This is a genomic window from Catellatospora sp. KI3 (genome assembly GCF_029948125.1).
In the GTDB taxonomy this organism is placed as follows: Bacteria; Actinomycetota; Actinomycetes; order Mycobacteriales; family Micromonosporaceae; genus Catellatospora.
Window position 1 is genome coordinate 351,718 of sequence record NZ_JASAMB010000002.1, and the last position, 22,418, is coordinate 374,135.

Annotated in this window: 20 protein-coding genes; 12 read left to right on the forward strand and 8 right to left on the reverse strand. The window is 72.9% G+C overall.

The genetic code is table 11. The annotated features are described in order from the left end of the window. Positions 1–8: 8 nt before the first annotated feature. The 3 genes from lepB to QEZ54_RS05520 all read left to right on the forward strand — a co-directional run bounded on the left by lepB (position 9) and on the right by QEZ54_RS05520 (position 2,181). The gene (gene lepB / locus QEZ54_RS05510; protein WP_281303352.1) at positions 9–722 is read left to right on the forward strand and encodes a signal peptidase I; all 714 of its coding nucleotides are present in this window, start codon (positions 9–11) and stop codon (positions 720–722) included. A 274-nt stretch (positions 723–996) separates the two neighbouring features. Then, the gene (locus QEZ54_RS05515) at positions 997–1,794 is read left to right on the forward strand and encodes a Bax inhibitor-1/YccA family protein (RefSeq protein WP_281303353.1); all 798 of its coding nucleotides are present in this window, start codon (positions 997–999) and stop codon (positions 1,792–1,794) included. An 87-nt stretch (positions 1,795–1,881) separates the two neighbouring features. Then, on the forward strand, positions 1,882–2,181 hold the full coding sequence (locus tag QEZ54_RS05520; protein WP_281303354.1) for a hypothetical protein: 300 nt from the start codon (positions 1,882–1,884) through the stop codon (positions 2,179–2,181). Positions 2,182–2,333: 152 nt separating this feature from the next. Here the strand turns inward: QEZ54_RS05520 and QEZ54_RS05525 are convergent, their stop codons facing one another. Genes QEZ54_RS05525 through QEZ54_RS05535 form a run of 3 tightly spaced genes read right to left on the reverse strand, consistent with a single transcriptional unit; the run spans position 2,334 to position 5,506 of the window. Continuing rightward, complete coding sequence (locus QEZ54_RS05525) at positions 2,334–3,581, reverse strand: acetyl-CoA C-acetyltransferase (protein ID WP_281303355.1); 1,248 nt, start codon at positions 3,579–3,581, stop codon at positions 2,334–2,336. Between the two features lie 55 nt (positions 3,582–3,636). Next, a complete protein-coding gene (locus QEZ54_RS05530) occupies positions 3,637–4,458 on the reverse strand; it encodes an SGNH/GDSL hydrolase family protein (RefSeq protein ID WP_281303356.1) in 822 nt (273 codons plus the stop codon). 13 nt (positions 4,459–4,471) lie between these two features. Beyond that, the gene (locus QEZ54_RS05535) at positions 4,472–5,506 is read right to left on the reverse strand and encodes an SGNH/GDSL hydrolase family protein (protein WP_281303357.1); all 1,035 of its coding nucleotides are present in this window, start codon (positions 5,504–5,506) and stop codon (positions 4,472–4,474) included. Positions 5,507–5,777: 271 nt separating this feature from the next. On the opposite strand from QEZ54_RS05535, the gene QEZ54_RS05540 reads away from it, so the two are divergent. The 4 genes from QEZ54_RS05540 (at position 5,778) to QEZ54_RS05555 (ending at position 9,113) form a co-directional block, all read left to right on the forward strand. Next, complete coding sequence (locus tag QEZ54_RS05540) at positions 5,778–6,176, forward strand: YkvA family protein (RefSeq protein ID WP_281303358.1); 399 nt, start codon at positions 5,778–5,780, stop codon at positions 6,174–6,176. A gap of 49 nt (positions 6,177–6,225) precedes the next feature. Next, positions 6,226–7,599 carry a cystathionine beta-synthase gene (locus QEZ54_RS05545; protein ID WP_281303359.1) on the forward strand — a complete coding sequence of 458 codons (1,374 nt, stop codon included), beginning with the start codon at positions 6,226–6,228 and terminating at the stop codon, positions 7,597–7,599. Positions 7,600–7,671: 72 nt separating this feature from the next. Beyond that, a complete protein-coding gene (locus QEZ54_RS05550; protein WP_281303360.1) occupies positions 7,672–8,640 on the forward strand; it encodes a collagen-binding domain-containing protein in 969 nt (322 codons plus the stop codon). A 110-nt stretch (positions 8,641–8,750) separates the two neighbouring features. After that, on the forward strand, positions 8,751–9,113 hold the full coding sequence (locus QEZ54_RS05555) for a hypothetical protein (protein ID WP_281303361.1): 363 nt from the start codon (positions 8,751–8,753) through the stop codon (positions 9,111–9,113). Positions 9,114–9,403: 290 nt separating this feature from the next. Here the strand turns inward: QEZ54_RS05555 and QEZ54_RS05560 are convergent, their stop codons facing one another. From QEZ54_RS05560 to QEZ54_RS05580, 5 genes are all read right to left on the reverse strand, one after another. Then, complete coding sequence (locus QEZ54_RS05560; RefSeq protein WP_281303362.1) at positions 9,404–10,564, reverse strand: hypothetical protein; 1,161 nt, start codon at positions 10,562–10,564, stop codon at positions 9,404–9,406. Positions 10,565–10,618: 54 nt separating this feature from the next. Next, positions 10,619–11,533 carry a ribonuclease Z gene (locus tag QEZ54_RS05565; RefSeq protein ID WP_281303363.1) on the reverse strand — a complete coding sequence of 305 codons (915 nt, stop codon included), beginning with the start codon at positions 11,531–11,533 and terminating at the stop codon, positions 10,619–10,621. Positions 11,534–12,091: 558 nt separating this feature from the next. After that, the gene (locus QEZ54_RS05570) at positions 12,092–13,741 is read right to left on the reverse strand and encodes an extracellular solute-binding protein (protein ID WP_281303364.1); all 1,650 of its coding nucleotides are present in this window, start codon (positions 13,739–13,741) and stop codon (positions 12,092–12,094) included. Between the two features lie 23 nt (positions 13,742–13,764). Further along, positions 13,765–14,655, reverse strand: a complete 891-nt coding sequence (locus tag QEZ54_RS05575; RefSeq protein WP_281303365.1) for a carbohydrate ABC transporter permease — start codon at positions 14,653–14,655, stop codon at positions 13,765–13,767. After that, entirely contained in the window at positions 14,652–15,647 is a 996-nt protein-coding gene (locus tag QEZ54_RS05580; protein ID WP_281303366.1) for an ABC transporter permease subunit, read from the reverse strand. Before QEZ54_RS05580 ends, QEZ54_RS05575 begins: the two co-directional genes overlap by 4 nt. A 502-nt stretch (positions 15,648–16,149) precedes the next feature. Between QEZ54_RS05580 and QEZ54_RS05585 the strand changes: the two genes are divergently transcribed. The 5 genes from QEZ54_RS05585 to QEZ54_RS05605 all read left to right on the forward strand — a co-directional run bounded on the left by QEZ54_RS05585 (position 16,150) and on the right by QEZ54_RS05605 (position 22,377). Next, positions 16,150–18,468, forward strand: a complete 2,319-nt coding sequence (locus QEZ54_RS05585; RefSeq protein WP_281303367.1) for a glycoside hydrolase family 3 N-terminal domain-containing protein — start codon at positions 16,150–16,152, stop codon at positions 18,466–18,468. Further along, entirely contained in the window at positions 18,455–19,585 is a 1,131-nt protein-coding gene (locus QEZ54_RS05590) for a Gfo/Idh/MocA family oxidoreductase (protein ID WP_281303368.1), read from the forward strand. Before QEZ54_RS05585 ends, QEZ54_RS05590 begins: the two co-directional genes overlap by 14 nt. Then, positions 19,582–20,490, forward strand: coding sequence for a PmoA family protein (locus QEZ54_RS05595; protein ID WP_281303369.1), 909 nt, complete (start codon positions 19,582–19,584; stop codon positions 20,488–20,490). Before QEZ54_RS05590 ends, QEZ54_RS05595 begins: the two co-directional genes overlap by 4 nt. A 154-nt stretch (positions 20,491–20,644) precedes the next feature. Beyond that, complete coding sequence (locus QEZ54_RS05600) at positions 20,645–21,115, forward strand: hypothetical protein (RefSeq protein WP_281303370.1); 471 nt, start codon at positions 20,645–20,647, stop codon at positions 21,113–21,115. Between the two features lie 452 nt (positions 21,116–21,567). Beyond that, positions 21,568–22,377, forward strand: a complete 810-nt coding sequence (locus QEZ54_RS05605) for a DUF4328 domain-containing protein (protein ID WP_281303371.1) — start codon at positions 21,568–21,570, stop codon at positions 22,375–22,377. The last annotated feature ends 41 nt before the right edge of the window (positions 22,378–22,418 follow it).

The window sequence follows — 22,418 nt, forward strand, 5'->3', positions numbered from 1 at the left end:
ACTTCAACATGAACGACAATGTGTCAACCCCCGCCCGCAGTCGCCGGTTCGGTCCGCTGGCCGTTGTGGCGGCGGTGGGGCTGGTGCTGTTCGCGGTCGGCGCCGTTCTTCTCGCTACCGGGTACAGCTGGCAGCCGGTCCGGACGTCTGTCATGTCCCCACAGGTCACGCGTGACGAAACCGTGCTGGTCGAGTCGGCCGAGGCCGCCGGGATCCGACGCGGAGACGTGATCGCCATGTCCAGTGGAGCCTGGGCGGGCGAGCCGAGTGGTGCGACCTACATTCTGCGCGTCGTGGGGATGCCGGGCGAGACCGTCGAGTGCTGCGATCCGCAGGGTCGGATTCTCGTCGACGGGGCTCCGCTGACCGAAGCGTACGCCGGTCCGGGCAATGACGCTTTCGGGAAGTTCTCGGTGCCTGTGGCGGCTGGCCATTTCTTCGTGCTTGGGGACCGGCGTGACGCCGCCCGCGACTCGAGGGCCCACCTCGACGCCGGCGGCGGAGCCATCGCCGCGGCAGCCGTCGAGGGCCGCGTGGTGGCTGTGGCGCTCCCGCTGTCCGCGGTTCGTACCGTGCGGACCGATACCGGACCTGGCCTGGTCATCGCGGCGGCCGTGACCGGCATCGGTGCCGTCCTGCTGATCGGCGCAGGCGTGTTCGGGGCAGGGCGGCTGATTCGGGTGCTGCGTCGGCGGAAGCCCCAGACGGCCGACACCTGGTAGCGGATGTCGTCGGCGCACCCCGAAAAGTCGGAGGGGGCGGCAGCGCCTGGCCGGGCCGGACACGTCACAGGGCCCGGCCAGGTGATGCCACGCTGGCGGCTTGGCATCAGGTCAGGTGGCAGTGCCGCAGATCACCACTGAACCGCTGGGCTGGCTTTTGCCTGATGTGGCGCTGGAGTGCCGAAGCTGATCTTCGGTCTGAAAGTCGGACTTTCCAGCATGCGTTGATCCGCTACGCTGACGCCACCATCCATGGAGGAGGCGAGGAAGCGCAGTGAAGAGTTCCAATCCGGTCCTCAGCCGGATCGGCGCGGCGGCGCAGCAGCCCCGGTACACCGTGCCGGGCCAGGACGTGCCGACCAGCTACACCCCGGGCGGCTACCCGGAGGTCGTGCAGACCGGCCACCGCGACGTGATGACCCTCGACGACGTGGTGGTCAAGACCATCACGCTCCTCGGCCTGACCGCGGTGTCGGCTGCGGCGACCTGGGCGGTCCTGCCGTACGAGATGCTGCGGCCGGTCTGGATCGGGGCGGCGCTCGTCGGCCTGGTCGTCGGCATGATCATCTCGTTCGCGCAGGTGACCAACGCACTCGTCGTGTGCGGCTACGCCCTCATCGAGGGCGTGTTCCTCGGCGCGGTGAGCAAGTTCTACAACTACTTCTTCGACGGCATCGTGGTCAACGCCGTCATCGCCACGCTGGGCGTCTTCGTCACCATGGCGCTGCTCTACAAGACCAAGGTGATCCGGGCCACGCCCACGTTCATGCGCGTGGTCATGGGCGCCGCCGTCGGTCTCGGCGTGATCATGCTGATCAACCTCGGGATCTGGCTGATCACCGGGGAGGCGAGCCCGCTGCGCAGCGGCGGCCCGCTGGCCATCGGCTTCAGCCTGGTCTGCATCGTGGTGGCCGCGCTGATGTTCGTGGTCAACTTCAAGCAGATCGAGGACGGCATCGCCGCCGGGCTGCCCCGCAAGTACGGCTGGATCGGCGCGTTCGGCCTGCTGGTCGAGCTGGTCTGGATGTACCTGGAGTTCCTGCGCCTGCTGTCGTACCTGCAGGAAGACTAGTCCGGCCGCCGGTCGCCGGATCGACACGCCGCCGCGGGCACCAGCCCGCGGCGGCGTCGCGCATTCCGGGGCGGCACAATCCACTGCGTGAGCACCGAGCAGCTGAGGCGAGCGGCCGATCTCCTCGCCAACCAGGTCGGCCACTGGACGCCCGCCCGCTGGGCGGGCCGCGGCGAGTCGATGCACCTGCTGGTGCAGCGGGTGGCCGACCAGGCCGCCGACGCGGGCGGCACACCCCGCCGGACGGTGCCGCGCCTGCCCGACCCGGCCCTGGCCGACCAGCTGCGGGTCGTCGTGAGCGAGCTGATCTCGCTGGCCCCCGCAGCCGAGCTCCTGGCCCAGACCACCGCCGAGATCGCCGCCCTCCGCCGCGACCTCGACGCCTGACTGCGGGCCCGTCGACGATCGCGCAAGTTGCCCGGCAATCGGGGGTATGTGGACCCCACTTTCGCCCCATTGCCGGGCAACTTGCGCGATCTTGGCCCGGCCCGCGGGCCGGGCCCCGGCCCGGGAGGGCCGGGCGGGGAGGGCTGGGCAGGTCAGCTGAGGCGTTCGATGACCATGGCCATGCCCTGGCCGCCGCCGACGCACATGGTCTCCAGGCCGATGGTCTTGTCGTGCCACTGCAGCGCGTTGATCAGGGTGCCGGTGATGCGGGCGCCGGTCATGCCGAACGGGTGGCCGACCGCGATCGCGCCGCCCATCGTGTTCAGCTTCTCCAGCGGCAGCCCCAGCTGCTGGTATGACGGGATGACCTGCGCCGCGAACGCCTCGTTGATCTCGCACAGGTCCACGTCGTCGATGGTCAGGCCGGCCCGGCGCAGCGCCTGGCGGCTGGCCTCGACCGGGCCGATGCCCATGATCTCGGGGCTCATCGCGGTGACGCCGGTGGACAGGATCCGGGCCAGCGGGGTCAGCCCCAGCTCCCGCGCCCTGCGGTCACTCATGATCACCACAGCGGCGGCGCCGTCGTTGAGCGGGCAGCAGTTGCCCGCGGTGATCCGGCCGTCGGGGCGGAACACCGGCTTGAGCGAGGCGGTGCCCTCCAGCGTGATGCCGGGGCGCGGGCCGTCGTCGGTGCTGACCACGGTGCCGTCCGGAGTGGTCACCGGGGTGATCTCGCGGGCCCAGAAGCCGTCCTTGATCGCCTGCTCGGCCAGGTTCTGCGACCGTACGCCGAACGCGTCCATCTCCTCGCGGGTGACCCCGTGCAGCTGGGCCAGGTTCTCCGCGGTCTGCCCCATGGTGAGGTAGATGTCGGGCAGCTCGCCGTCGGCGCGCGGGTCGTGCCAGACCGGGGCGCCCGCTTCGGCGCGGCGGGCCGAGCGGGCCTGGGCCGCCGCGAAGCGGGGGTTGTTCCAGGCGCCGCCGACGGCGGCCGCGGCGTCCGGGGGCAGCCAGTCGGAGTTGCCCCGGGCGTACCGGGACACCATCTCGACGCCGGCCGAGATGAACACGTCGCCCTCGCCCGCCTTGATCGCGTGGAAAGCCATCCGGCTGGTCTGCAGCGACGACGCGCAGTAGCGGGTGACCGTGGCGGCGGGCAGCGAGTCCAGCCCGAGCAGGGTGGCGACCACCTTGCCCATGTTGAAGCCCTGCTCGCCACCGGGCAGGCCGCAGCCCAGGTAGAGGTCGTCGATCCCGGCCGGGTCGAGCCCGGGGACTTTGTCGAGGGCGGCCTGGATGATGGTGGCGGCGAGGTCGTCGGCGCGCAGGTCGCGCAGCGAACCCTTGCCGGCCCGGCCGATCGGAGACCGGGCGGTGGCGACGATGACAGCATCTGACATGAACGTACGTTAACTCGCGGGTAACTTAGCCCGCCAGGGCGGAGTGACCAGATCGTCAGGGCAGTCTCGGGGTCACTCCGGCGGCGTGCGCGACGGCGGGCAGCAGCGCGTACGCCCAGACCCGGTACCCGTCCGCGGACGGGTGGTAGCGGTCGGCCGACAGCGTGTTCGGGTCGGCCCGGAACACCGGCCCGGTCTCCAGTGCCAGGTCGACCACGGCGCCCCCGGCCGCGTGCACCGCGCGCACCTGCGCCCGCGACACCCGGCGGCCCAGCCAGCCCACCACCTGCCGCAGCGGCGGGGCGATCGCCCGCGCCGCGCCCAGGTCGGGGCAGGTGCCCACGACGACCTCGACGCCCGACTCGCGCAGCCGCCGCACCGCCGCCCCCAGGTACGCCGCCGCGTCCGACGGCCGCCGCAGCGTGATCGCGTCGTTGCCGCCGACCAGGATCACCGCCACGTCCGGCCGGTCGCCGAGCAGGCACCGGGCCACCTGGGTGGCCAGGTCCGAGGAGCGGGAACCGGCCACGCCGACGCTGGACAGGGCCACCTGCCGGGCCGAGCCGCGCCGGGGCCCCTGCCCCGGCTCGCCGCTCTCGCCCGCCGCCAGCAGCGTCGCGAGCTGCCCGCCGACGGTGTCGACCACCCGGTCGACACCGACGCCGAGGGCGGCGGAGTCGCCCAGCAGCACCAGCCGCAGCGGCGGCAGGGTCTCGCCGCCCACGGTCGTGCGCAGCGCCAGGCCGAGCTCGGGCTTGGCGTAGCGGCGGGTGCGGGCGATGACCGCCTCGGCGGCCAGCAGCGCCGCCCCACCGACAGTCCCCGCGACCAGGGTGATCACGGCGGCCTTGCCGAGCTTGCGCGCCATCGAACTCATGCCCGAACCTCGCTCATGCCTGTGCCTCGCTTATGTCCGCAGTCCGCTCAGTGCCCGCGGTCCAGGGCGCCTCAGCGGGGCGGACCACTTCCCACACCCGGCGGCGCAGCTGCGCCCACCGGCCGGCCGGGCCCCGGTCGCGACCCTCCACGCGTACGCCGCTCACTTCGGTGCCGGCGTGGCGTGCCGCCTCGACCGCGGCCTGTGGCAGCGACCGTACCCCGTCCGCGGCGGTCTTCGCGCCCTCTTGCGGGGCCTGTGGACCCGACGGGGCGCGCAGCGCCGCCACCACCGTCGGCAGCAGCACCGACGCGGCCAGTGCATACCCCTCGGCGGACGGATGGAACCGGTCGCGGGCGAACATCCGGTGCGGCTGCGCCGAGAACGTCGGCCCGAGCAGGTCGCCCAGCGAGACGGTGCGCCCGCCCGCCTCGACCACGGCCACGGTCTGCGCGGCCGCGAGCTGGCGGCTCCACGAGCGGGCCACCCAGCGCAGCGGCGCCCGGATCGGCTGCACCGCGCCCAGGTCGGGGCAGGTGCCCACGACCACCTCGGCGCCGGTCTCGCGCAGCCGCCGCACGGAGTCGGCCAGGTGCCTGACGGCCAGCGCGGTGCCCGCCCGGTGGGTGATGTCGTTGGCGCCGATCAGGATCACGGCCAGCTCGGGGTGCAGCTCCAGCGCCTCCTCCACCTGCGGCAGCATGCTGAGCGAGGTCGAGCCGACCACGGCCAGGCTGTGCAGCAGCACCGGCCGCCCCAGGCGGCGGGACAGCCCGGTGGCGATCAGCGCCGCCGGGGTCTGCCGGGCCCGCAGGGCGCCCAGTCCGGCCGCCGACGAGTCGCCGAGCATCACCATCCGCAGCGGTACGCCGCCCTGGCGGCCGCCGTACAGGCCGTCCGAGCGCGGTGGCGGCGCGATGGCCAGCGGGATCGTGCGCCGGGCCGCCTCGGCCTGCCCGAGCATCACGCCGACCGTGGCCAGCCCCAGCGCGGCCGCCGCCCCGCCGCCCCAGATCGCGATCCGGGCCGCGCGCCGCCGCCGCTCCATCGGTGCCTCTCGACGGCGTCGACGTGCCGAGACAGGCACCGGCGCAGTAATCTCGCTCATGTGGGAACCCCGCTTCGCGCGGTTCCCACATGAGGCACTTTCGCACTGTGCCCCATGATTCGCTCACTACGCTCGTTCATGGCCATACCGTTCCGCGCGGTGCCGCCGAAGCCATCGGCGCCTGGCGGTGCCGCATCGGGCGGCCGGCTCGCTCGCAACGCTTCATAGGCAAGAAAATAGCGCTCTTCGCGAGCGCGCGGATGGAGGCGAGATGGGACGCACATTGCGTCGTACCGCGGCGTTCACGGCGCTGTGGAAAGCGGTGGTCACCGGGTCGGGCAGCAACGCGAGCCTGGGGCGGCGGCTGGGCGCCATGCCCCGGATGCTGGCGGCCACGCTGCGCGGCCGGTACGACGGCTTCGGCCGGCTGGCCCTGATCTCGGCCGCCACGCTGTACGTGGTTTCGCCCGTGGACGTCGTGCCCGAGGCGTTCCTGCTGGTTTTCGGCCTGGTGGACGACATGATCGTGGTCGGCTGGATCGCCGGTGCGCTGCTGAGCGAGACCGACCGCTTCCTGGCCTGGGAGGGTTCGCTCCCGCCGAACGCCGGTGCGGGGTACACCCGGCCGTCGCACGCGCCCGGCTCGGTCATCGAGGGGGAGGTCGGCTGAGCGCCATGGCCTGAGCCCGGCGGGGGGCTGCCGGCTTTAGAGTTGACCAATGCGTTACTACGAGAACGTGGTCGACCTGATCGGCAACACCCCCCTGGTCAGGCTGAGGAACGTCACCGACGGAGCCAGCCCGACCGTGCTGGCCAAGGTCGAATATCTGAACCCGGGCGGCTCGGTCAAGGATCGCATCGCCGTACGGATGGTCGAGGCGGCCGAGCAGGAGGGCCTGCTCCGGCCGGGCGGCACCATCGTCGAGCCGACCAGCGGCAACACCGGCGTCGGCCTCGCCCTGGTGGCCCAGCTCAAGGGCTACCGGTGCGTCTTCGTCTGCCCGGACAAGGTCAGCGAGGACAAGCAGAACGTCATGCGGGCGTACGGCGCGGAGGTCGTGGTCTGCCCGACCGCGGTGGCGCCGGAGGACCCGCGCTCCTACTACAACGTCTCCGACCGGCTCGCCCGCGAGATCCCGGGCGCCTGGAAGCCGGACCAGTACAGCAACCCGAACAACCCGCGCTCGCACTACGAGGACACCGGGCCGGAGCTGTGGGAGCAGACCGAGGGCCGGATCACGCACTTCGTGGCCGGGGTCGGCACCGGCGGCACGGTCAGCGGCATCGGCCGCTACCTCAAGGAGGTCTCCCAGGGCCGTGTGAAGATCATCGGGGCGGACCCGGAGGGCTCGGTCTACTCCGGCGGCACCGGCCGGCCGTACCTGGTCGAGGGCGTCGGTGAGGACTTCTGGCCGCAGACCTACGACCGGGGCGTCTGCGACGAGATCATCGAGGTGACCGACAAGGAGTCGTTCGCGATGACCCGGCGGCTGGCCCGCGAGGAGGGCCTGCTGGTCGGCGGCTCGTGCGGGATGGCGGCGGTGGCGGCGATGAAGGTCGCCGCGTCGGCCGGTCCCGACGACGTCGTGGTGGTGCTGCTGCCCGACGGCGGCCGCGGCTACCTTTCGAAGATATTCAACGACGGCTGGATGGCCCGCTACGGCTTCCTGCGCACCGACGAGTCCGGGGTCACCGTCGGCGACGTGCTGGCGGCCAAGATGTCGGCCAAGGCCGGGATGCCCGAGCTGATCCACGTGCACCCGACCGAGACGGTCCGCGACGCCATCGACATCATGCGGGAGTACGGCGTGTCGCAGCTGCCCGTGCTCAAGGCCGAACCGCCGGTGGTCACCGGCGAGGTGGCCGGCTCGATCGCGGAGAAGGACCTGATGGACGCCCTGTTCACCGGGGCGGCGGCGCTGCACGACCCGCTCGACCGGCACGTCGGCCCGGCCCTGCCCATGATCGGCGGCGGCCAGCCGGTGGCCGAGATCGTGGCGATGCTGGAGAAGTCCGACGCCGCGATGGTGCTGGTCGACGGCAAGCCGCGCGGCGTGCTCACCCGCCAGGACCTGCTCACGCAGCTCGGCTGACGCGTGCATCGGTTCGGTCTCGCCGGGTGTGGCGGGACCGAACCGGTGGCGCGCAAGGGTTACTGTGCTCAGGTGCGTGCCGCCGTCGCAGCGGTTCTGAGCGTGGTGATCGGACTGGCGCCCTCCCCGAGGCCGTCCGGCGGGGACTTCGCGCACTCCGCCACGCTGACCGCCTGCGTGGCGACCGTGCAGCCGACCGGGCCCGCCGGCGAGCCGCTGGCCTCGCCGTACGCGCCGGGCACCCGGGCGGTGGTGCGGCTGGTGGGCGGCCAGACCAACGTGCTGTGGCTGACCGCCGCCGACCTGAACCAGATCGAGGAGCTGACCTTCGAGCCGAACCCCTCGTTCGGGGCGCCGGTGCTGGTCAACGTGGACACCCGCGGCGTGGGCTACGACTTCGCCTGGACCGTGCCCCGGCTGCCGTCGCTGCCTGGGCCCAACCGCGACCTGCTGTGGCACTTCCCGGACGCGATCCGGATCACGCTCAGCGCCCCGGTGCCCAGCGGGCTGGTCTTCGCGCCCCGCGCCGAGGTGATCGACACCTCCGCCGTCCCGTCGCCCGAGCCGCCACCGGCCGCGCAGGTGGTGCCCGCGCCCCCGGACAGCCGACCCGACGCCCAGGTCGTGCCGAGCCCGAACGCGGAGCGCACGGCCCGCAACGCCCGGGTCGTCGCCAGCCCGACCCCCAGCCCGTCGGCCAGCACGTCGCCCAGCCCGAGCCCCAGCCCGTCGGCCAGCCCGAGTCCGAGCGCGTCGCCCAGTCCGAGCCCGTCGCCGAGCGCGGTCCCGGCGACCCGGCGGTACCCGTACCCCCTGGATCTGATCTGCGACGGCAGCCCGCGGCCGGTGGCGACGCCGTCGGGCGCCGGTGGCACGCCCGATCCCGGCGCGGGCGCCGCCGCGACCGTGTCGCCCGCCTCGGACGCGGGGCGGATGCTGGCGCTGGCGTCACAGCCAGTGACCTGGTTCGGGGTGGCGCTGCTGCTGGTCGGGCTGGCCCTGCTGGTCGGTGTCATGGCTGCTAGAGCGGCACGTCGCTGATTCGGATGACCGTGTCGGCCGGCAATCGCACAGTCTGTGCGACGCGTCTGCTTGCCCCGCAGTTCTACTAAGCGTACGGAAGCGGCACCGCTACCGAAGGAAGTGGGAACGTGGTCACCGTCGACCATGCACTGTCCGCCGACACCGAACCGACCGAGATAGCCGACCGGCTGCTGTGGCGCGACGCGCAGCAGATCCTGGACCGGCACGACCGACCTGAAGACGATCACTGCAACTGGTGCGGTCAGCAGTGGCCGTGCCCGCCGCGGCGGTTGGCAGAGCGCGCGCAAGCCGCGGCCAGCCGGCACTGGCGGGAGGCCTGGACCGCACGGCACGACCTGAACGGGCTGCGCTCGCTGCCCGGCTGGCGTGCCGACCTGGGCGAACGAGGTGGCTCGCACCAGCGCGACGCCGCCACCGGCACCGGTGGCACGCGCGGCAGCAGCTTCGAGAACCGAGGGTACTTCGACTAGCCGGATCGTCCCGGCTAGCCGACCTGAGGGTGCTCCGCCCGGCCGGCCGTCCCCCGGCGCGGGCCGGGCGGGGCATCCGACCCCGCGGCGCCGCCACCGCGCTCCGCCAGCGCCGGCGTGCCGCGTCGCACCTGTACAGCCGACAGCGGGTCGACAAGCCTCCGTCGACCCGGCGCCTCCGGCCAGGCGTCCGTCGGGCCGTACCGGTGTCGAGTGGGCGAGGGTACGTGACAGTCCGGTCCCCGCAGTCCGGTCACGTACCCTCGCCCTTTAGCGTCGGCGGGCCGGGACTACGGCGAGTACTTCCAGATGAGCAGCAGGTAGACGCCGCAGTAGGTCGACACGGCCGCCAGCGTCGCCACGACGACCGCCATCCGGGCCGGCCTGGTCCGCGCCAGCGCGGTGGCGACCGGCAGCAGCAGCGCGAACGCGGGCAGCAGGAACCGGGCCTTGGCGTTGAAGTAGCCCGCGCCGGTCAGCGTGATCAGCAGGATCAACCCGCTGAACAGCAGCAGCTGCCACGGCTGCCGGTCCAGGATCGTGAGCGCGAACAGTGCCACGGCCACCACCAGCACCAGCGACACCAGGTACGTGTTCAGTGAGCTGTTCTCGGTGAGCAGCTTCGCCATGGTCGTGGCGGTGTACCGGCCGCCGTCGAAGCGCGAGCCCCAGCCGGCGTCCTGCAGGTGGAAGTAGCCGTCGAGGCGCCCGGTGCGCTGCGCCACCCACAGCACGTACCCCAGCCAGCCCAGCGGGGCCAGCACCAGGGCGGCCCAGGGCCGCCACGCCCGGCCCCGGCCGCGCACCACCGCGAGCAGCGCGGCCAGGCCCACCACCGGGATGAGCGCCAGCGCGGTGGGCCGGGTGAGCCCGGCCAGCAGCGTCAGCACGCCCGCGGCGACCCAGCGCTCGCGCAGCAGCGCGTACAGCGCCCAGGCGACGAACGCGGTGAAGATCGCCTCGGTGTAGGCCATCGACTCGACGATCGCGTGCGGCAGCAGCCCCCACAGCAGCGCCAGCAGCACCCCGGTGCGGCGGTCGTGCAGGTGCGCCCCGATCGCGAACACGCCCCAGGCCGCCGCCAGCGCGGCCAGCCAGCTCACCAGCACGGCGACCGTGTCGACCGGCAGCGGCACGACCGCGTGCGCGCCCCGCACCAGCATCGGGAACAGCGGGAAGAAGGCCATGTCGTTCTTGTCCAGCGGCTCCGCGCCGGCGTAGCCCTCGACCGCGATCCGCAGGTAGAACCCCGCGTCGGTGCGGTGGCCGAGGATCTGCCACCCGTCGCGCCCCGCCATCCGGGCCACGGCCAGGAAGGCGCCGACGCCGACGGCGCGGGCCGCCACGTACGCCGCCAGCGCGGGCCACGCCGCCAGGAACGACTGTTTCAACCGCGACCGCGGCGCGCCGCTCGCGGCGGGTGCGGTGCCCGGCTGGCTCAGGGAAGACACAGGTCGGCTCCGATCGGCGGTGCGGCTGGCCGGTGCGAATACTAGGCCGATTCCTCAGCGGCGCGTCGGCAGGGGGATTCGGTCCAGCTCCCGCGCCACCACGATGTCCCCGTCGAAGTGCTCCGCCGCCTCGTGCCCGAACACGTCGGCGTCCGGGTGCCGCTGCGAGAAGTGCGTCAGCACCAGCGTCCGTACGCCCGCCTCGGCCGCGATCCGGGCCGCCTGGGCGGCGGTCAGGTGACCGGCCACGGCGGCCAGCTCCGCCTCCGACTCCAGGAACGTCGACTCGATCACCAGCAGGTCCGCCCCGGCGGCCAGGTCCAGCGCCGCCTGGCACTGCCCGGTGTCCATCACGAACGCGAACACCTGCCCCGGCTTCGGCTCGCTCGCCTGGTCCAGGGTCACCCGGCGGCCGTCGACCTCGACCGAGCCGTCGCGCAGCAGGGTGCCCACGCCGGGTCCGCGTACGCCCAGGGCGGCCAGGCGCTCCGGCAGCATCCGGCGGCCGTCCGGCTCGACCAGGCGGTAGCCGTACGACTCGACGGAGTGGTTCAGGCGCCGCGCCGACAGGGTGCCGAAGCGGCCCGTGGCGATGACCCCGCCCTCGCCGATGACCGGCTGCTCGACCGTCCGCGCCCGGTTGTCGAACCAGCTCGCGTTGCGCAGCCGCCGCCAGAACAGCGTGCCCGAGGCGGGGAAGTGCACCGGCACCTCGTGCGGCACCCGGTCCAGCGACAGCCGCTGCACGATGCCGGGCAGGCCCAGGCAGTGGTCGCCGTGGAAGTGGGTGACGCAGATGCGGTTGATGTCGCTCGCGGCCGCCCCGGCCAGCAGCAGCTGGCGCTGCGCGCCCTCGCCCGGGTCGAACAGGATGCCCTCGTCGTCCCAGCGCAGCAGGTAGCCGTTGTGCGCGCGGTGGCGGGTGGGCACCTGGCTGGAGGTGCCGAGCACGATCAACTCTCGGGTCACCGGCGTAGCGTACGGCCGCCGTACCGGATGGCTCCCAGGGTTTTCTGAGGGCCCGCGCAGGGTCCGTGCAGCTGTGCCGACCTGGGGTGCCTAGCGCCGGGTGCATCGACGAAGGGATGGAGACCGCGATGCACCACGACCTTGAGGGCCAGCGGATCAGCCGCCGCGCGATCTTCGCGGGGATCAGCTCGCTCGGGCTGGGCAGCCTGCTGGCCGCGTGCGGCCCCGGCGGCACGCCCCCGGGCGGCGCACCCGGCGGCACCCCGCCCAGCGGCGCGCCGCAGCCCGGGGCCGGCCAGCCCGGCGGCCAGCCCGGCGGCCAGAACGGGGGCCAGAACGGGGGCGAGGGCGACATGGCCGACCTCCAGCCGCAGGACGACAAGCGCTACCTGCGCGGCGCCCGCGCCGGCGGAAATGATCATGCAGTTTCGGGGAGAGTGCGCGAATCCGGGTCGAGATTCCTGCACTCTCCCCGAAACTGCGGGCTGCGACGACGACGGCGGAGGCGGGCCGGGTGCGGGCCGGTAGGGAGAGCGCGGTCCGCACCCGGTGCGACGATCAGGCCAGCTGGTCCTGGAACTGCCCGCGGACCTCGTCGCCGCCGCCCTGGCGCCATTCCTTGACGGCGTCGTCCCAGGCCGACAGCGGCTTGCGTCCGGACAGGATGTCAGTCTGGTACGTGTTGAGGATGGTGTCGAGGGCCGCGCGCTTGCGCGACCAGGCGTCGGAGAAGTAGCCGACGGTGGGGTCCTTGACCGAGGTCGGGATGATCGACTTCTGGTACTCGTAGGACTTCCGGGTGGCCGCGGCGTTGCCCGGGATGAAGATGGCGTCGGGCGCGTCCACGATGTAGCGGATGCCGAGCGCGGTCTCGGTGATCCCGGCCTGCGTCTGGGCCGGCCCGCCGTTGCTCATGGTGTAGTGGACGCCCTCGACGCCGAAGCGGCGGAACAGCCACTCCTGCGTGCCGAACGGCGCGGCGAGCCAGTTCGCGATCGCGAGCAGGTCCTTGATCTTCCCGGCGTCGGCCTTCTTCAGCGCCGTGAAGTTGTTGGTCGGCTCGGACTGCCAGGTCCCGGCGAAGCCGCCGCCGTCGTACCGCGGCGGGCGCATGCCGCCGATGTCGAACCCCGGCCCGGCCACGTTCTCGGCGTAGTACTGCGGCCAGGCGGTGTAGCGGTCGGGGTTGAGCACGGTGTTGCCCGCGTTGAACCACTTCTTGACCGGCGCGTTGGCGATGTTGCTGTCGGGGTGGGCGTACCCGTCCTTGACCAGCTGCAGGACGTCGGCCAGCGCCTTGCGGAACTGCTCGGTCTCGGCGGCGTGGGTGAGCTTGCCGCCGTCCAGCCGCCAGCGGTTGGGCACGCCGACCATGTGCTGCACGAAGTACATGAGCGCGCCGGTGGTGGCGGCCCAGCGGCTCGCCCTCGGGTCGGTCACCGCCTTGCACACGTCGCGGAACTCGGCGTACGAGGCGGGGTCCGGGTTGGCCTTGAGCTGTGCGAACAGGTCGTCGCGGCGGAACATCAGGGTCCCGCCGACCCCGCGCGGCACGGGCAGGCCGTAGATCCCGCCGTTGTAGACGCACTGCTTCCAGGCGGCGCTCGGGATGTTGGCCAGGAACGGGTACTCCTTGACCGCGTCCCCGGACAGGTACGGGCTGAGGTCCTGGCACTTGGCCGACAGCCACGCGGGCAGGTTCGCGATGCCCGCGCCCAGGCCGGACGGGGTGAACAGGGCCGGGACGATGAAGTCGGGCAGGTCGTCGCCCGCGACCAGGGCCGCGAACTTGACCGGCATGTCCCCGCCGGGGGTGATGGTGAGCTTCAGGTCGACGTTGAGCCGCTTGTTCAGCTCCTGCCAGAACGGGTTCTGGTCGACCGAGGGCGGCACCGGCGCGCCGGTGAGCACGAACGCCGACACCTGGCCGCCCTTGCCGGGCGGGGCGGGGAACGCCTGCGGCGCCGGGTTCGGGTAGCCGCTGAACGCGTCGAGCAGCCCCTCGGCGTTGCCGGGGAAGTCCGGCTTCGCCCCGGCGTACGGCGTGTACGTCGGCAGTTTCACGTCGGCGTTGTTCACCGCGGTGTTCGGGGTGCCGCCGCTGTCGGTGCACCCGGCCAGTAGGGACGGCCCGGTGGCGGCGAGCGCGGCGGTGGACAGCGCGCCGGACAGCAGTGTCCGGCGCGGGACGGGGTGTTGTTCGAGCATGGTGACTCCTCCGGGTCGCGCGGTCAGCCTTTGACCGCGCCGATGAGCACGCCCTTGCTGAAGTGCCGCTGGACGAACGGGTAGACCAGCAGGACCGGCACGATGGAGAGGACGAGGATCGCCATCTGCACCGCCTCCTGCGGGGGCAGCCCGGCGCCGCCGCCGAGCTGGTCGACGCCGAGCTGCGTCTGGTTGACCACGTACGTGCGCAGCACCAGCTGCAGCGGCCACATGCCGGAGTCGTTGAGGTACAGCAGCGCGGAGAAGAAGGCGTTCCAGTAGCCGACGGCGTAGAACAGCCCGATCACCGCCAGCGCGGCCTTGCTCAGCGGCAGCACGATCCGGGTCAGCACGGCCAGGTCGCCGGCGCCGTCGATGCGCGCGCTCTCGATGACCTCCGGCGGCAGCTCCAGGAAGAACGACCGCATGATGATCACGTTGAACGCGTTGATCATCGGGGGCAGCAGCAGCGCCCAGTACGTGTCGAGCAGGCCCAGGCTCTTGACCACGAGGTAGCTGGGGATGAGCCCGGGGCCGAACAGCACCGCGAACAGCACCGTCATCAGCAGCGGGCGGTGCGCGAACGAGCCGGGCCGGCTCAGCCCGTACGCCAGCAGCGTGGTCGCGACCAGGCTCAGCAGCGTCCCGGCGGCGGTCACGAACAGGCTGACGAGCGTGGCCCGGGTGACCACGCCCCCGCTCAGGATCGCCTCGTACGCCGCGAAGCTGATCTGCTTCGGGACCAGCACGAACCCGCCCGCCCGGGTGACCTCCGCCCGCGGCGACAGGCTGGTCGCGACGATGCCGACGAACGGCACCACCACCGCGGCGCAGCACAGCGTCAGCACCAGCCCCTTGAGCGCCCGCGCGCCCGCCGACGGCGGCCCGAGCGCGGTGATCGAACGTCGGCTCATCGCTGGTAGATCCCCCGCTCCCCGAAGCGGTGGGCCAGCTTGTTGGCGCCCAGCACCAGCAGCACCCCCAGCACGCCCTTGACCAGCCCGACGGCGGCGCCCTGGCCCCAGTCGGCGGCCAGCACCGCATGGTTGAAGACGTACGTGTCCAGCACCTCGCTGGCCTGTCTGCCCACGGCGGGCTCCTGCAGGATGATCTGCTCGAAGCCGACGCTGAGGGTGTCGCCCAGGCGCAGGATCAGCAGCAGCACGATCAGGCCGCGCAGGCCGGGCAGGGTGACGTGCCACAGCTGGCGCCAGCGCCCGGCCCCGTCGACGGCGGCGGCCTCGTACAGCTCCAGGTCGATGCGGGCCAGCGCGGCCAGGAACAGGATCGTGGCCCAGCCCGCGTCCTTCCACAGCACCTGGCTGGTGACCAGCAGCTTGAACAGCTCCGGGTTGCTGATGACGTCGATCGTGGCCAGCCCCTGCGCGCGCAGCGCGCTGTTGAGCAGGCCGGCGTTGCCGAACATCTGCTGGAAGATCGCCACGACGATGACCCAGGACAGGAAGTGCGGCAGGTACAGGATGCTCTGCGCGAGCCGCTTCAGCCGCTCGGAGATCAGGCTGTCCAGCAGCAGCGCCAGCGCGATCGGCGCCGGGAACACGATCAGCACCTGGAGCGCGGTGATGAGCAGCGTGTTGGCCAGCGCGTTCAGGAACTGCGGGTCGCCGTCGACGATGACCGCGAAGTTGGCCAGGCCGACCCACGGACTGTCCAGGATGCCGAGGTACGGCTGGTAGTCCTTGAACGCGATGACGTTGCCCAGCCAGGGCAGGTAGTGGAACAGCAGCAGCGCCGCCACGCCCGGCAGCGCGGCCAGCACCAGCACCCGGTCGGCGGCCAGCCGCCGCCACCAGGGCGGGCGGCGGCTGGCCGCCGGTGGGGGAGCGGGTGACCCGTGGGGCGGCGGGCTGGTCCGCCCCACGGGAGTCTGCGTCGGCACGGTCATCGCCTCGCGGTCCTCTCGATGGGCAAAGCCGTACAGTCGAAAGAATTCCGGAACAGTTCCGTAACTGACCCGGAACGGTAGGGACGACCGAACGGGATAGTCAACCCCCTATGGCCGAATTGGGGCCATTGAAAACTTTCGGTCACGCAGTGGAGCGACGTCGATGCCCGCTGGGCCGCGACAAGCTCTCGGCTCTCTGATCCGACCCGCCAACCCGGCCACGCAACGTGATGTACCCCGTGCTCCGGCGTCTGGGCGCGGCTGTCCACTGTGCGGCTCCCGACGCGGCCGACGGGCGCCAGCAGCCAGTTCCCTTGTTTTCGGAACTTTCGGTGCTCATTGATCGGCGCTTTTGGACGCGGGTACGGCGAAAGTCTGTGCAAGACCTATGGACAGCGGCGAGCGCGGTGCTAGGGTGCGGAGGCCACTGCCCTCGGGCGAAATCTCCATACCGGAACTTTCCCGGAAAGCTGTCGTCTTCGTGCCTCGGAGGACCCGCCGGATGTCCAGCCAGCCCACCCAGCTCGAACCGTGGCGCGACGTCGCGCTGCCCGCCGCCGAGCGAGTCGCCGACCTCATCCGCCGGATGACCCTGGCCGAGAAGCTCGGCCAGCTCTACTCGGTGTGGCCCGCGGGCGGCGCGACCGGCCAGGACGTGGCCCCGTTCCAGTCGGACATGGCCGACCCGGACTTCGACTGGCGCCGGCTGATCAAGGACGGCCTCGGCCAGCTCACCCGGCCGTACGGCACCGCGCCCGTCTCCGGCGCCGAGGGCGCCCGCCAGCTCGCCGAGCTGCAGCAGGCCGTCGTCGCCGCGGGCCGGTTCGGCATCCCGGCCCTGGTGCACGAGGAGTGCCTCACCGGCTTCACCGCGTACGGCGCGACCATCTACCCGACCCCGCTGGCCTGGGGCGCGAGCTTCGACGCCGCGCTGGTCGAGCAGGTCGGCGCCGCGATCGGGGCGAGCATGCGCGCGCTCGGCGTGCACCAGGGGCTGGCCCCGGTGCTCGACGTGGCCCGCGACGCCCGCTGGGGGCGCACCGAGGAGACCATCGGCGAGGACCCGTACCTGGTGGCCACGGTCGGCACCGGCTACGTGCGGGGGCTCCAGTCGGCCGGGATCGTGGCCACGCTCAAGCACTTCGCGGGCTACTCGGCGTCCAAGGCGGGGCGCAACTTCGGACCCGTCGGGCTCGGTCCGCGCGAGCTGGCCGACGTGCTGCTGCCGCCGTTCGAGCTGGCCGTGCGCGACGGCCGCGCCGGCTCGGTGATGCACTCGTACGCCGAGATCGACGGCGTGCCCGCCGCGTCCGATCCGTGGCTGCTGACCACGCTGCTGCGCGACGCCTGGGGCTTCACCGGCACCGTCGTGGCCGACTACTTCGGCGTCACGTTCCTGCAGACGCTGCACCACGTCGCCGCCGACCACGGCGCCGCCGCCGGGCTGGCGCTGGCCGCCGGGGTCGACGTCGAGCTGCCCATGGTCCGCTGCTACGGCCGCCCGCTGCTGGAGGCGGTCGAGTCCGGCCAGGTCGCGCCGGAGCTGGTCGACCGCGCGCTGCGCCGGGTGCTGCTGCAGAAGTGCGAACTCGGCCTGCTCGACCCCGACTGGACCCCGACCGTCCCCGAGACCGTCGACCTCGACCCGGCGCCCGCCCGCGAGCTGGCCCGGCGGCTGGCCGAGGAGTCGGTGGTGCTGCTGGCCAACGACGGCACCCTGCCGCTGCGCGCCCCCAGCACGCTGGCCGTGGCCGGGCCGCTGGCCGACCACGCCGACGGCATGCTCGGCTGCTACACGTTCCCGCGCCACGTCGGCCTGCACCACCCCGGCCTGCCGCTCGGCGTCGAGGTGCCGACCCTGCTCGCCAGCCTGCGCGCCGAACTGCCCGGCACCGCCATCGCGTACGCCCCCGGCTGCGACGTGCGCGGCGACGACACCGCCGGGATCGGCGCGGCCGCGCAGGCCGCCGCCAGGGCCGAGGCGTGCGTGCTGGTCCTCGGCGACCAGGCCGGGCTGTTCGGCAACGGCACCTCCGGCGAGGGCTGCGACGTCACCGAGCTGCGCCTGCCCGGCGTGCAGGAGCGGCTGCTGGAGGCCGTGCTGGACACCGGCGTGCCGGTGGTGCTGGTGCTGCTGTCGGGCCGCCCCTACGCCCTCGGCGCGTACGCCGACCGCCTGGCCGCCGTCGTGCAGGCGTTCTTCCCCGGCGAGGAGGGCGGGCCGGCCGTCGCGGGCGTGCTCACCGGCCGGGTCGAGCCGTCGGGCCGGCTGCCCGTCAGCGTCCCGCGCCACCCCGGCGGGCAGCCCGCCACGTACCTCGCCCCGAAGCTGGCGCACCGCAGCGACGTGAGCACGGTCGACCCGACCCCGCTGTACCCGTTCGGGCACGGGGTGGGGTACACCTGCTTCGCCTGGGAGCCCGATACCGAGGGCCCGCTGAGCTGCGGCACCGACGGCGCGGTCGAGGTCGCGATCCGGATCCGCAACACCGGCGACCGGGCGGGCACCGAGATCGTCCAGCTCTACCTGCACGACCCGGTCGCCCAGGTGACCCGCCCCGTGATCCGCCTCATCGGGTACGCCCGCGTGCCGCTGGCGCCCGGCCAGGCGTGCCGGGTCGTGTTCACCGTGCACGCCGACCTCACCTCGTTCACCGGCCGGTCCGGGCAGCGCGTCGTCGAACCGGGGGACGCCGAGTTGCGGTTCGGGGCGTCCAGTGCAGACTTCCGCCATACCGTGGCAGCCCGCTTCCACGGTCCGCAGCGGACCGTGGGCCACGGCCGAGTCATGACCTCGGAGGTTGTGCTTGAAGACCTATGACCTCGCCGTGGTGGGCACCGGCGGCATCGCCGCCGTGCACGCCCGCGGCATCGCCGACTCCGGCGGCCGGGCCCGCATCGGCGCCGTCGTCGACGTCGACCCGCAGCGGCTGCGCGACTTCACCACCCACCTGGCCGACCTCGGCCAGCCCGAACCGCGCGGCTACACCAGCCTGGAGGAGCTGCTCACCGCCGAGCGCCCCGACCTGGTCGACCTGTGCACCCCGCCCGGCCTGCACACCCCGCAGGCGGTCATGTGCCTGAGCCGGGGCCTGACCGTGCTGTGCGAGAAGCCGCCCGCCCTCAGCCTCGCCGAGTTCGACCGGATCACCGCCGCCGCGCGCGACGGCGGCGGCCACTTCGCCACCGTGTTCCAGCACCGCTTCGGCAGCGGCGCCCGCACGCTGCGGGAACTCGCCGCCGACGGGCGCCTCGGCGCGCCCATGACCGCCGTCTGCCACACCCTGTGGCACCGGCCCGACGCGTACTTCGACGTGCCCTGGCGCGGCCGCTGGGACGTCGAGGGCGGCGGCCCGACCATGGGCCACGGCATCCACCAGATGGACCTGCTGCTGTCGGTGCTCGGCCCGTGGCGCGAGGTGGTCGCCGTGGCCGCCCGCCGGGCCCGGCCCACCGACACCGAGGACCTGTCCTGCGCCATCGTGACATTCGAGTCCGGTGCCGTGGCCAGCGTCGTCAACAGCCTGCTGTCCCCGCGCGAGACCAGCCACCTGCGCTTCGACTTCGCCCACGCCACCGTCGAACTGACCCACCTGTACGGCTACGGCGACGCCGACTGGACCGTCACCGCCACCCCCGAGCACGCCGACACAATCGACGCGGCCTGGGCGGCCGGACCCAAGGGCCGCGACAGTGGCCACGGCGCCCAGCTCCTCGCCGTGCTCGACGCGCTCGACGCGGGCCAGGCGCCCCCGGTCGGCCCCGCCGACGCCCGCGCCACCATGGAACTGGTCGCCGCCGTGTACCAGTCCGCCTTCACCGGCCGACCCGTCGCCCGGGGCGAGATCGGACCCGGCTCGCCGTTCTACGGCCGGATGCAGGGCACCGGCGCCCCGTGGCCGACCGTACGCGCCGTCCCCACCGGAGGTGCCCGATGACCGCCCTGCGCCTCACCCAGCCCACCGGCGCCCTGGCCGTCGAGTACGGCGACCAGCTGCTGCTCCGCTACGTCTACCAGCCCGACGACGCCCAGCTGGAGTCGCCGCGGCCGTACTTCCACCCGCTGCACACCCTCGGCGGCGACCTGGTCAGCCTGTTCCGGCCGCACGACCACGTGTGGCACCGGGGCATCGCGCTGTCGCTGCCCAACGTCGGCACCGAGAACTTCTGGGGCGGGGTCACCTACACCCGCGGCCACGGCTACCGCCAGCTGCCCAACAACGGCAGCATGCGGCACCTCGAGTTCGACCGGCTCGACGCCGGGCCCGACGCCGTGCGCGTCGCCCACCGCCTGGACTGGATCACCGAGGGCGGCGAGACCTGGCTGCGCGAGCAGCGCGGCTTCACCGTCACCGTCGCCCCCGACGCCGGTGCCTGGGTGCTCACCTTCAGCACCGAGCTCACCAACGTCAGCGGGCGCGACATCGTCATCGGCAGCCCCACCACCGAGGGGCGCGACAACGCGGGCTACGGCGGCCTGTTCTGGCGCGGACCGCGTTCGTTCACGGGCGGCACCGTGTACACCGAGGGCAAGGTGGGCGGCGACGAGCTGATGGGGGTGCGGGCGCCGTGGCTCGGCTTCACCGGCCGGCACGACGGGAGCGGGCGCTCCTCGACCCTCGTCTTCGTCGACGCCCCGGGCAACGGTGACCAGCACGTCCAGTGGTTCGTCCGGGCCGAGCCGTTCGCGTGCGTGTGTCCTGCGCCGTTCTTCTCCACTGAGGTGACGGTGGCGCCCGAGAGCAGCCTGCTGCTCCGATACGCCATCGCCATCGCCGACGGCGATTCGGGCTCGGACGGCACCGCCGCCCTCGCCGCTCTCGCCCTCGCCGCCCTCGCCTAAGGCGAAAGGAAGGGCCCCTTCTTATCGGAATCCGATGTAGAAGGGGCCCTTCTTAACATCGAGAGCCTCCTAACGCCTTCTCGGGTGTGGAGAAGGTGTGAAGGCGTGGTGAGGGCGGGCGTTATCCGGGGGGCGCGGCGGCAGAATCAGGGGCGTGCGACGGATGCTCGCGCTGGTGGCGGTACTGGTCATCGGGGGCGGGTGCGTGTTGGGGGAGCTCTTCGTTGACTACGGGGAGCCCGCCGACCCGCGCCCGACCGACCTGTTCGGCACCTGGAGCAACGCGGACGGAGGGTCGCTGGTCTTCACGGCGGACGGGAGGTTCACCGCCACGAAGCTGCCGTACTGGGAGTTCCACGACTTCCTGCCCGACGGGTGCACCGGGCAGGTCGACGGCGGCGGGGTGTGGGAGCTGCGCCCGGCGCGCAGCGGTGGGCCCGACAGCGTGGTCGGGTTGGACTTCGGGCCGCTGGCGGGGCAGGCCGACGCGCGGCTGGGCGAGAGTCTGGATGCGGTGGTGCAGGACGGGAAGACGTACCTGGTGTTCTTCATGGGGGCGGGCGGGAACAGCTGGCACGCGTACGAGAAGACTCCCGCGCCGCTGGGGGGCGGCGGGGGCGACTGAGCGCGGGTTCACTCACTGGGCGCTTGGTCTGGGTGCGGTCCGGGTCGCGTACGGCGACCCGGACCGCCCTCGTGTCCACCCCGGCCCGCGCCTCTGCGCGCTGCCGCGGTGATGATCGCGATTTGGTGCCACGAAACGGGGCTTCAGTCGTGTTTCGGGCGCCCGCGTGCCGGATGTGGCTGGTGGGCTCGGTGGCGGTCGGGGCCTCGGACTTCGTGATCGCCGTCAGCGGTCAGAACAGCGCGTTTGGGGCGGCCTTCTGACCGCGGGCGCCGATCATGGCTGCGTAGGGCACCGAAGATCGCGGTCTGTGGTCAGTTTCCGGGCGTCGCGAGTGGCCGAATCCGAGCTTTCGTCCGCCATCCGCGATCAAGCGCAGGTCCGAGCCACCAAGATCGCCGTCTGCGGTCGTTCTCCGGGCGACCGGGGCGCCGCAGCCGATCGGACGCTGGTTGCCCGGGATCGGTACGCTGCGCGGGCCCTCGATCCTGGAGAAGATCATGCGCTGCCCCCACTGCTCAGCGGAGAACCCCGTCAACAGCAGCCGCTGCCGCACCTGCGGGCTGGACCGTACGTCCCCGCTGATCTGGCCGCACCTGCCCGCGTACGCGGTGCGGAAGCTGGGTGTCGTGGCGGCCGCGGCGGTGGCCGTCTGCTCGCTGCTGGCCGTCGTGGCCGGCGCGCTGTCGTTCGAGAGCCTCTGGCTGGCGCGGCTGGGCGCGGCTCAGCGCGATCCGGGCCTGGTCGAGCGGGCGCACCGGCTGGAGGAGGGGCTGCTGCGGGCCGAGGGCGTCGCCATGCTCGTGGCCGGCGTGCTCGTGATCGCCTGGTTCAGCCGGGCGCGCCGGAACCTCGACGCGTTCCCCGAGGCGCGGCCGAGCATCTCGGCGGGCTGGGCGATCGGCGGCTGGCTGGTGCCGTTCGCGCACTTCGTGCTGCCGTACCGGATCATGAAGCAGATCGCCGCCGCCAGCCTGCGCGGCCGCGCCACGGGGCGGCTCGTCGGCTGGTGGTGGGGCGCGTACCTGGTCGGGATGCTCACCACGCGGCTGATGAGGCGACTGCGGCCCGACGGCGGGTTCCCCGCGCACGTGGAGTACTTCGTGCGGATGCGCGAGGTGCAGCTCGTGGCGGCGGTCGCCATGGTGGCGGCGGGCGTGCTGCTGGTGCGGCTGATCGTGCTGATCAGCGGGGCGCAGACCGACCGGATCGCCCGCGCCAGAGCGGCGCGGTCGTTGAGCGGAGCCCGTCTCGGCGGGTGATCACCGCCTGCGGTCGGAACCCGGGCCTCTAGCCGAGGTTC

Excerpts from the sequence above, each read along its gene's own strand:
- lepB (WP_281303352.1), top strand. The coding sequence starts at position 9 with ATGAACGACAATGTGTCAACCCCCGCCCGCAGTCGCCGGTTCGGTCCG.
- QEZ54_RS05525 (WP_281303355.1), bottom strand. The coding sequence starts at position 3,581 with ATGTCAGATGCTGTCATCGTCGCCACCGCCCGGTCTCCGATCGGCCGG.
- QEZ54_RS05530 (WP_281303356.1), bottom strand. The coding sequence starts at position 4,458 with ATGAGTTCGATGGCGCGCAAGCTCGGCAAGGCCGCCGTGATCACCCTG.
- QEZ54_RS05535 (WP_281303357.1), bottom strand. The coding sequence starts at position 5,506 with ATGGAGCGGCGGCGGCGCGCGGCCCGGATCGCGATCTGGGGCGGCGGG.
- QEZ54_RS05540 (WP_281303358.1), top strand. The coding sequence starts at position 5,778 with ATGGGACGCACATTGCGTCGTACCGCGGCGTTCACGGCGCTGTGGAAA.
- QEZ54_RS05545 (WP_281303359.1), top strand. The coding sequence starts at position 6,226 with ATGCGTTACTACGAGAACGTGGTCGACCTGATCGGCAACACCCCCCTG.
- QEZ54_RS05570 (WP_281303364.1), bottom strand. The coding sequence starts at position 13,741 with ATGCTCGAACAACACCCCGTCCCGCGCCGGACACTGCTGTCCGGCGCG.
- QEZ54_RS05575 (WP_281303365.1), bottom strand. The coding sequence starts at position 14,655 with ATGAGCCGACGTTCGATCACCGCGCTCGGGCCGCCGTCGGCGGGCGCG.
- QEZ54_RS05580 (WP_281303366.1), bottom strand. The coding sequence starts at position 15,647 with ATGACCGTGCCGACGCAGACTCCCGTGGGGCGGACCAGCCCGCCGCCC.
- QEZ54_RS05585 (WP_281303367.1), top strand. The coding sequence starts at position 16,150 with ATGTCCAGCCAGCCCACCCAGCTCGAACCGTGGCGCGACGTCGCGCTG.
- QEZ54_RS05595 (WP_281303369.1), top strand. The coding sequence starts at position 19,582 with ATGACCGCCCTGCGCCTCACCCAGCCCACCGGCGCCCTGGCCGTCGAG.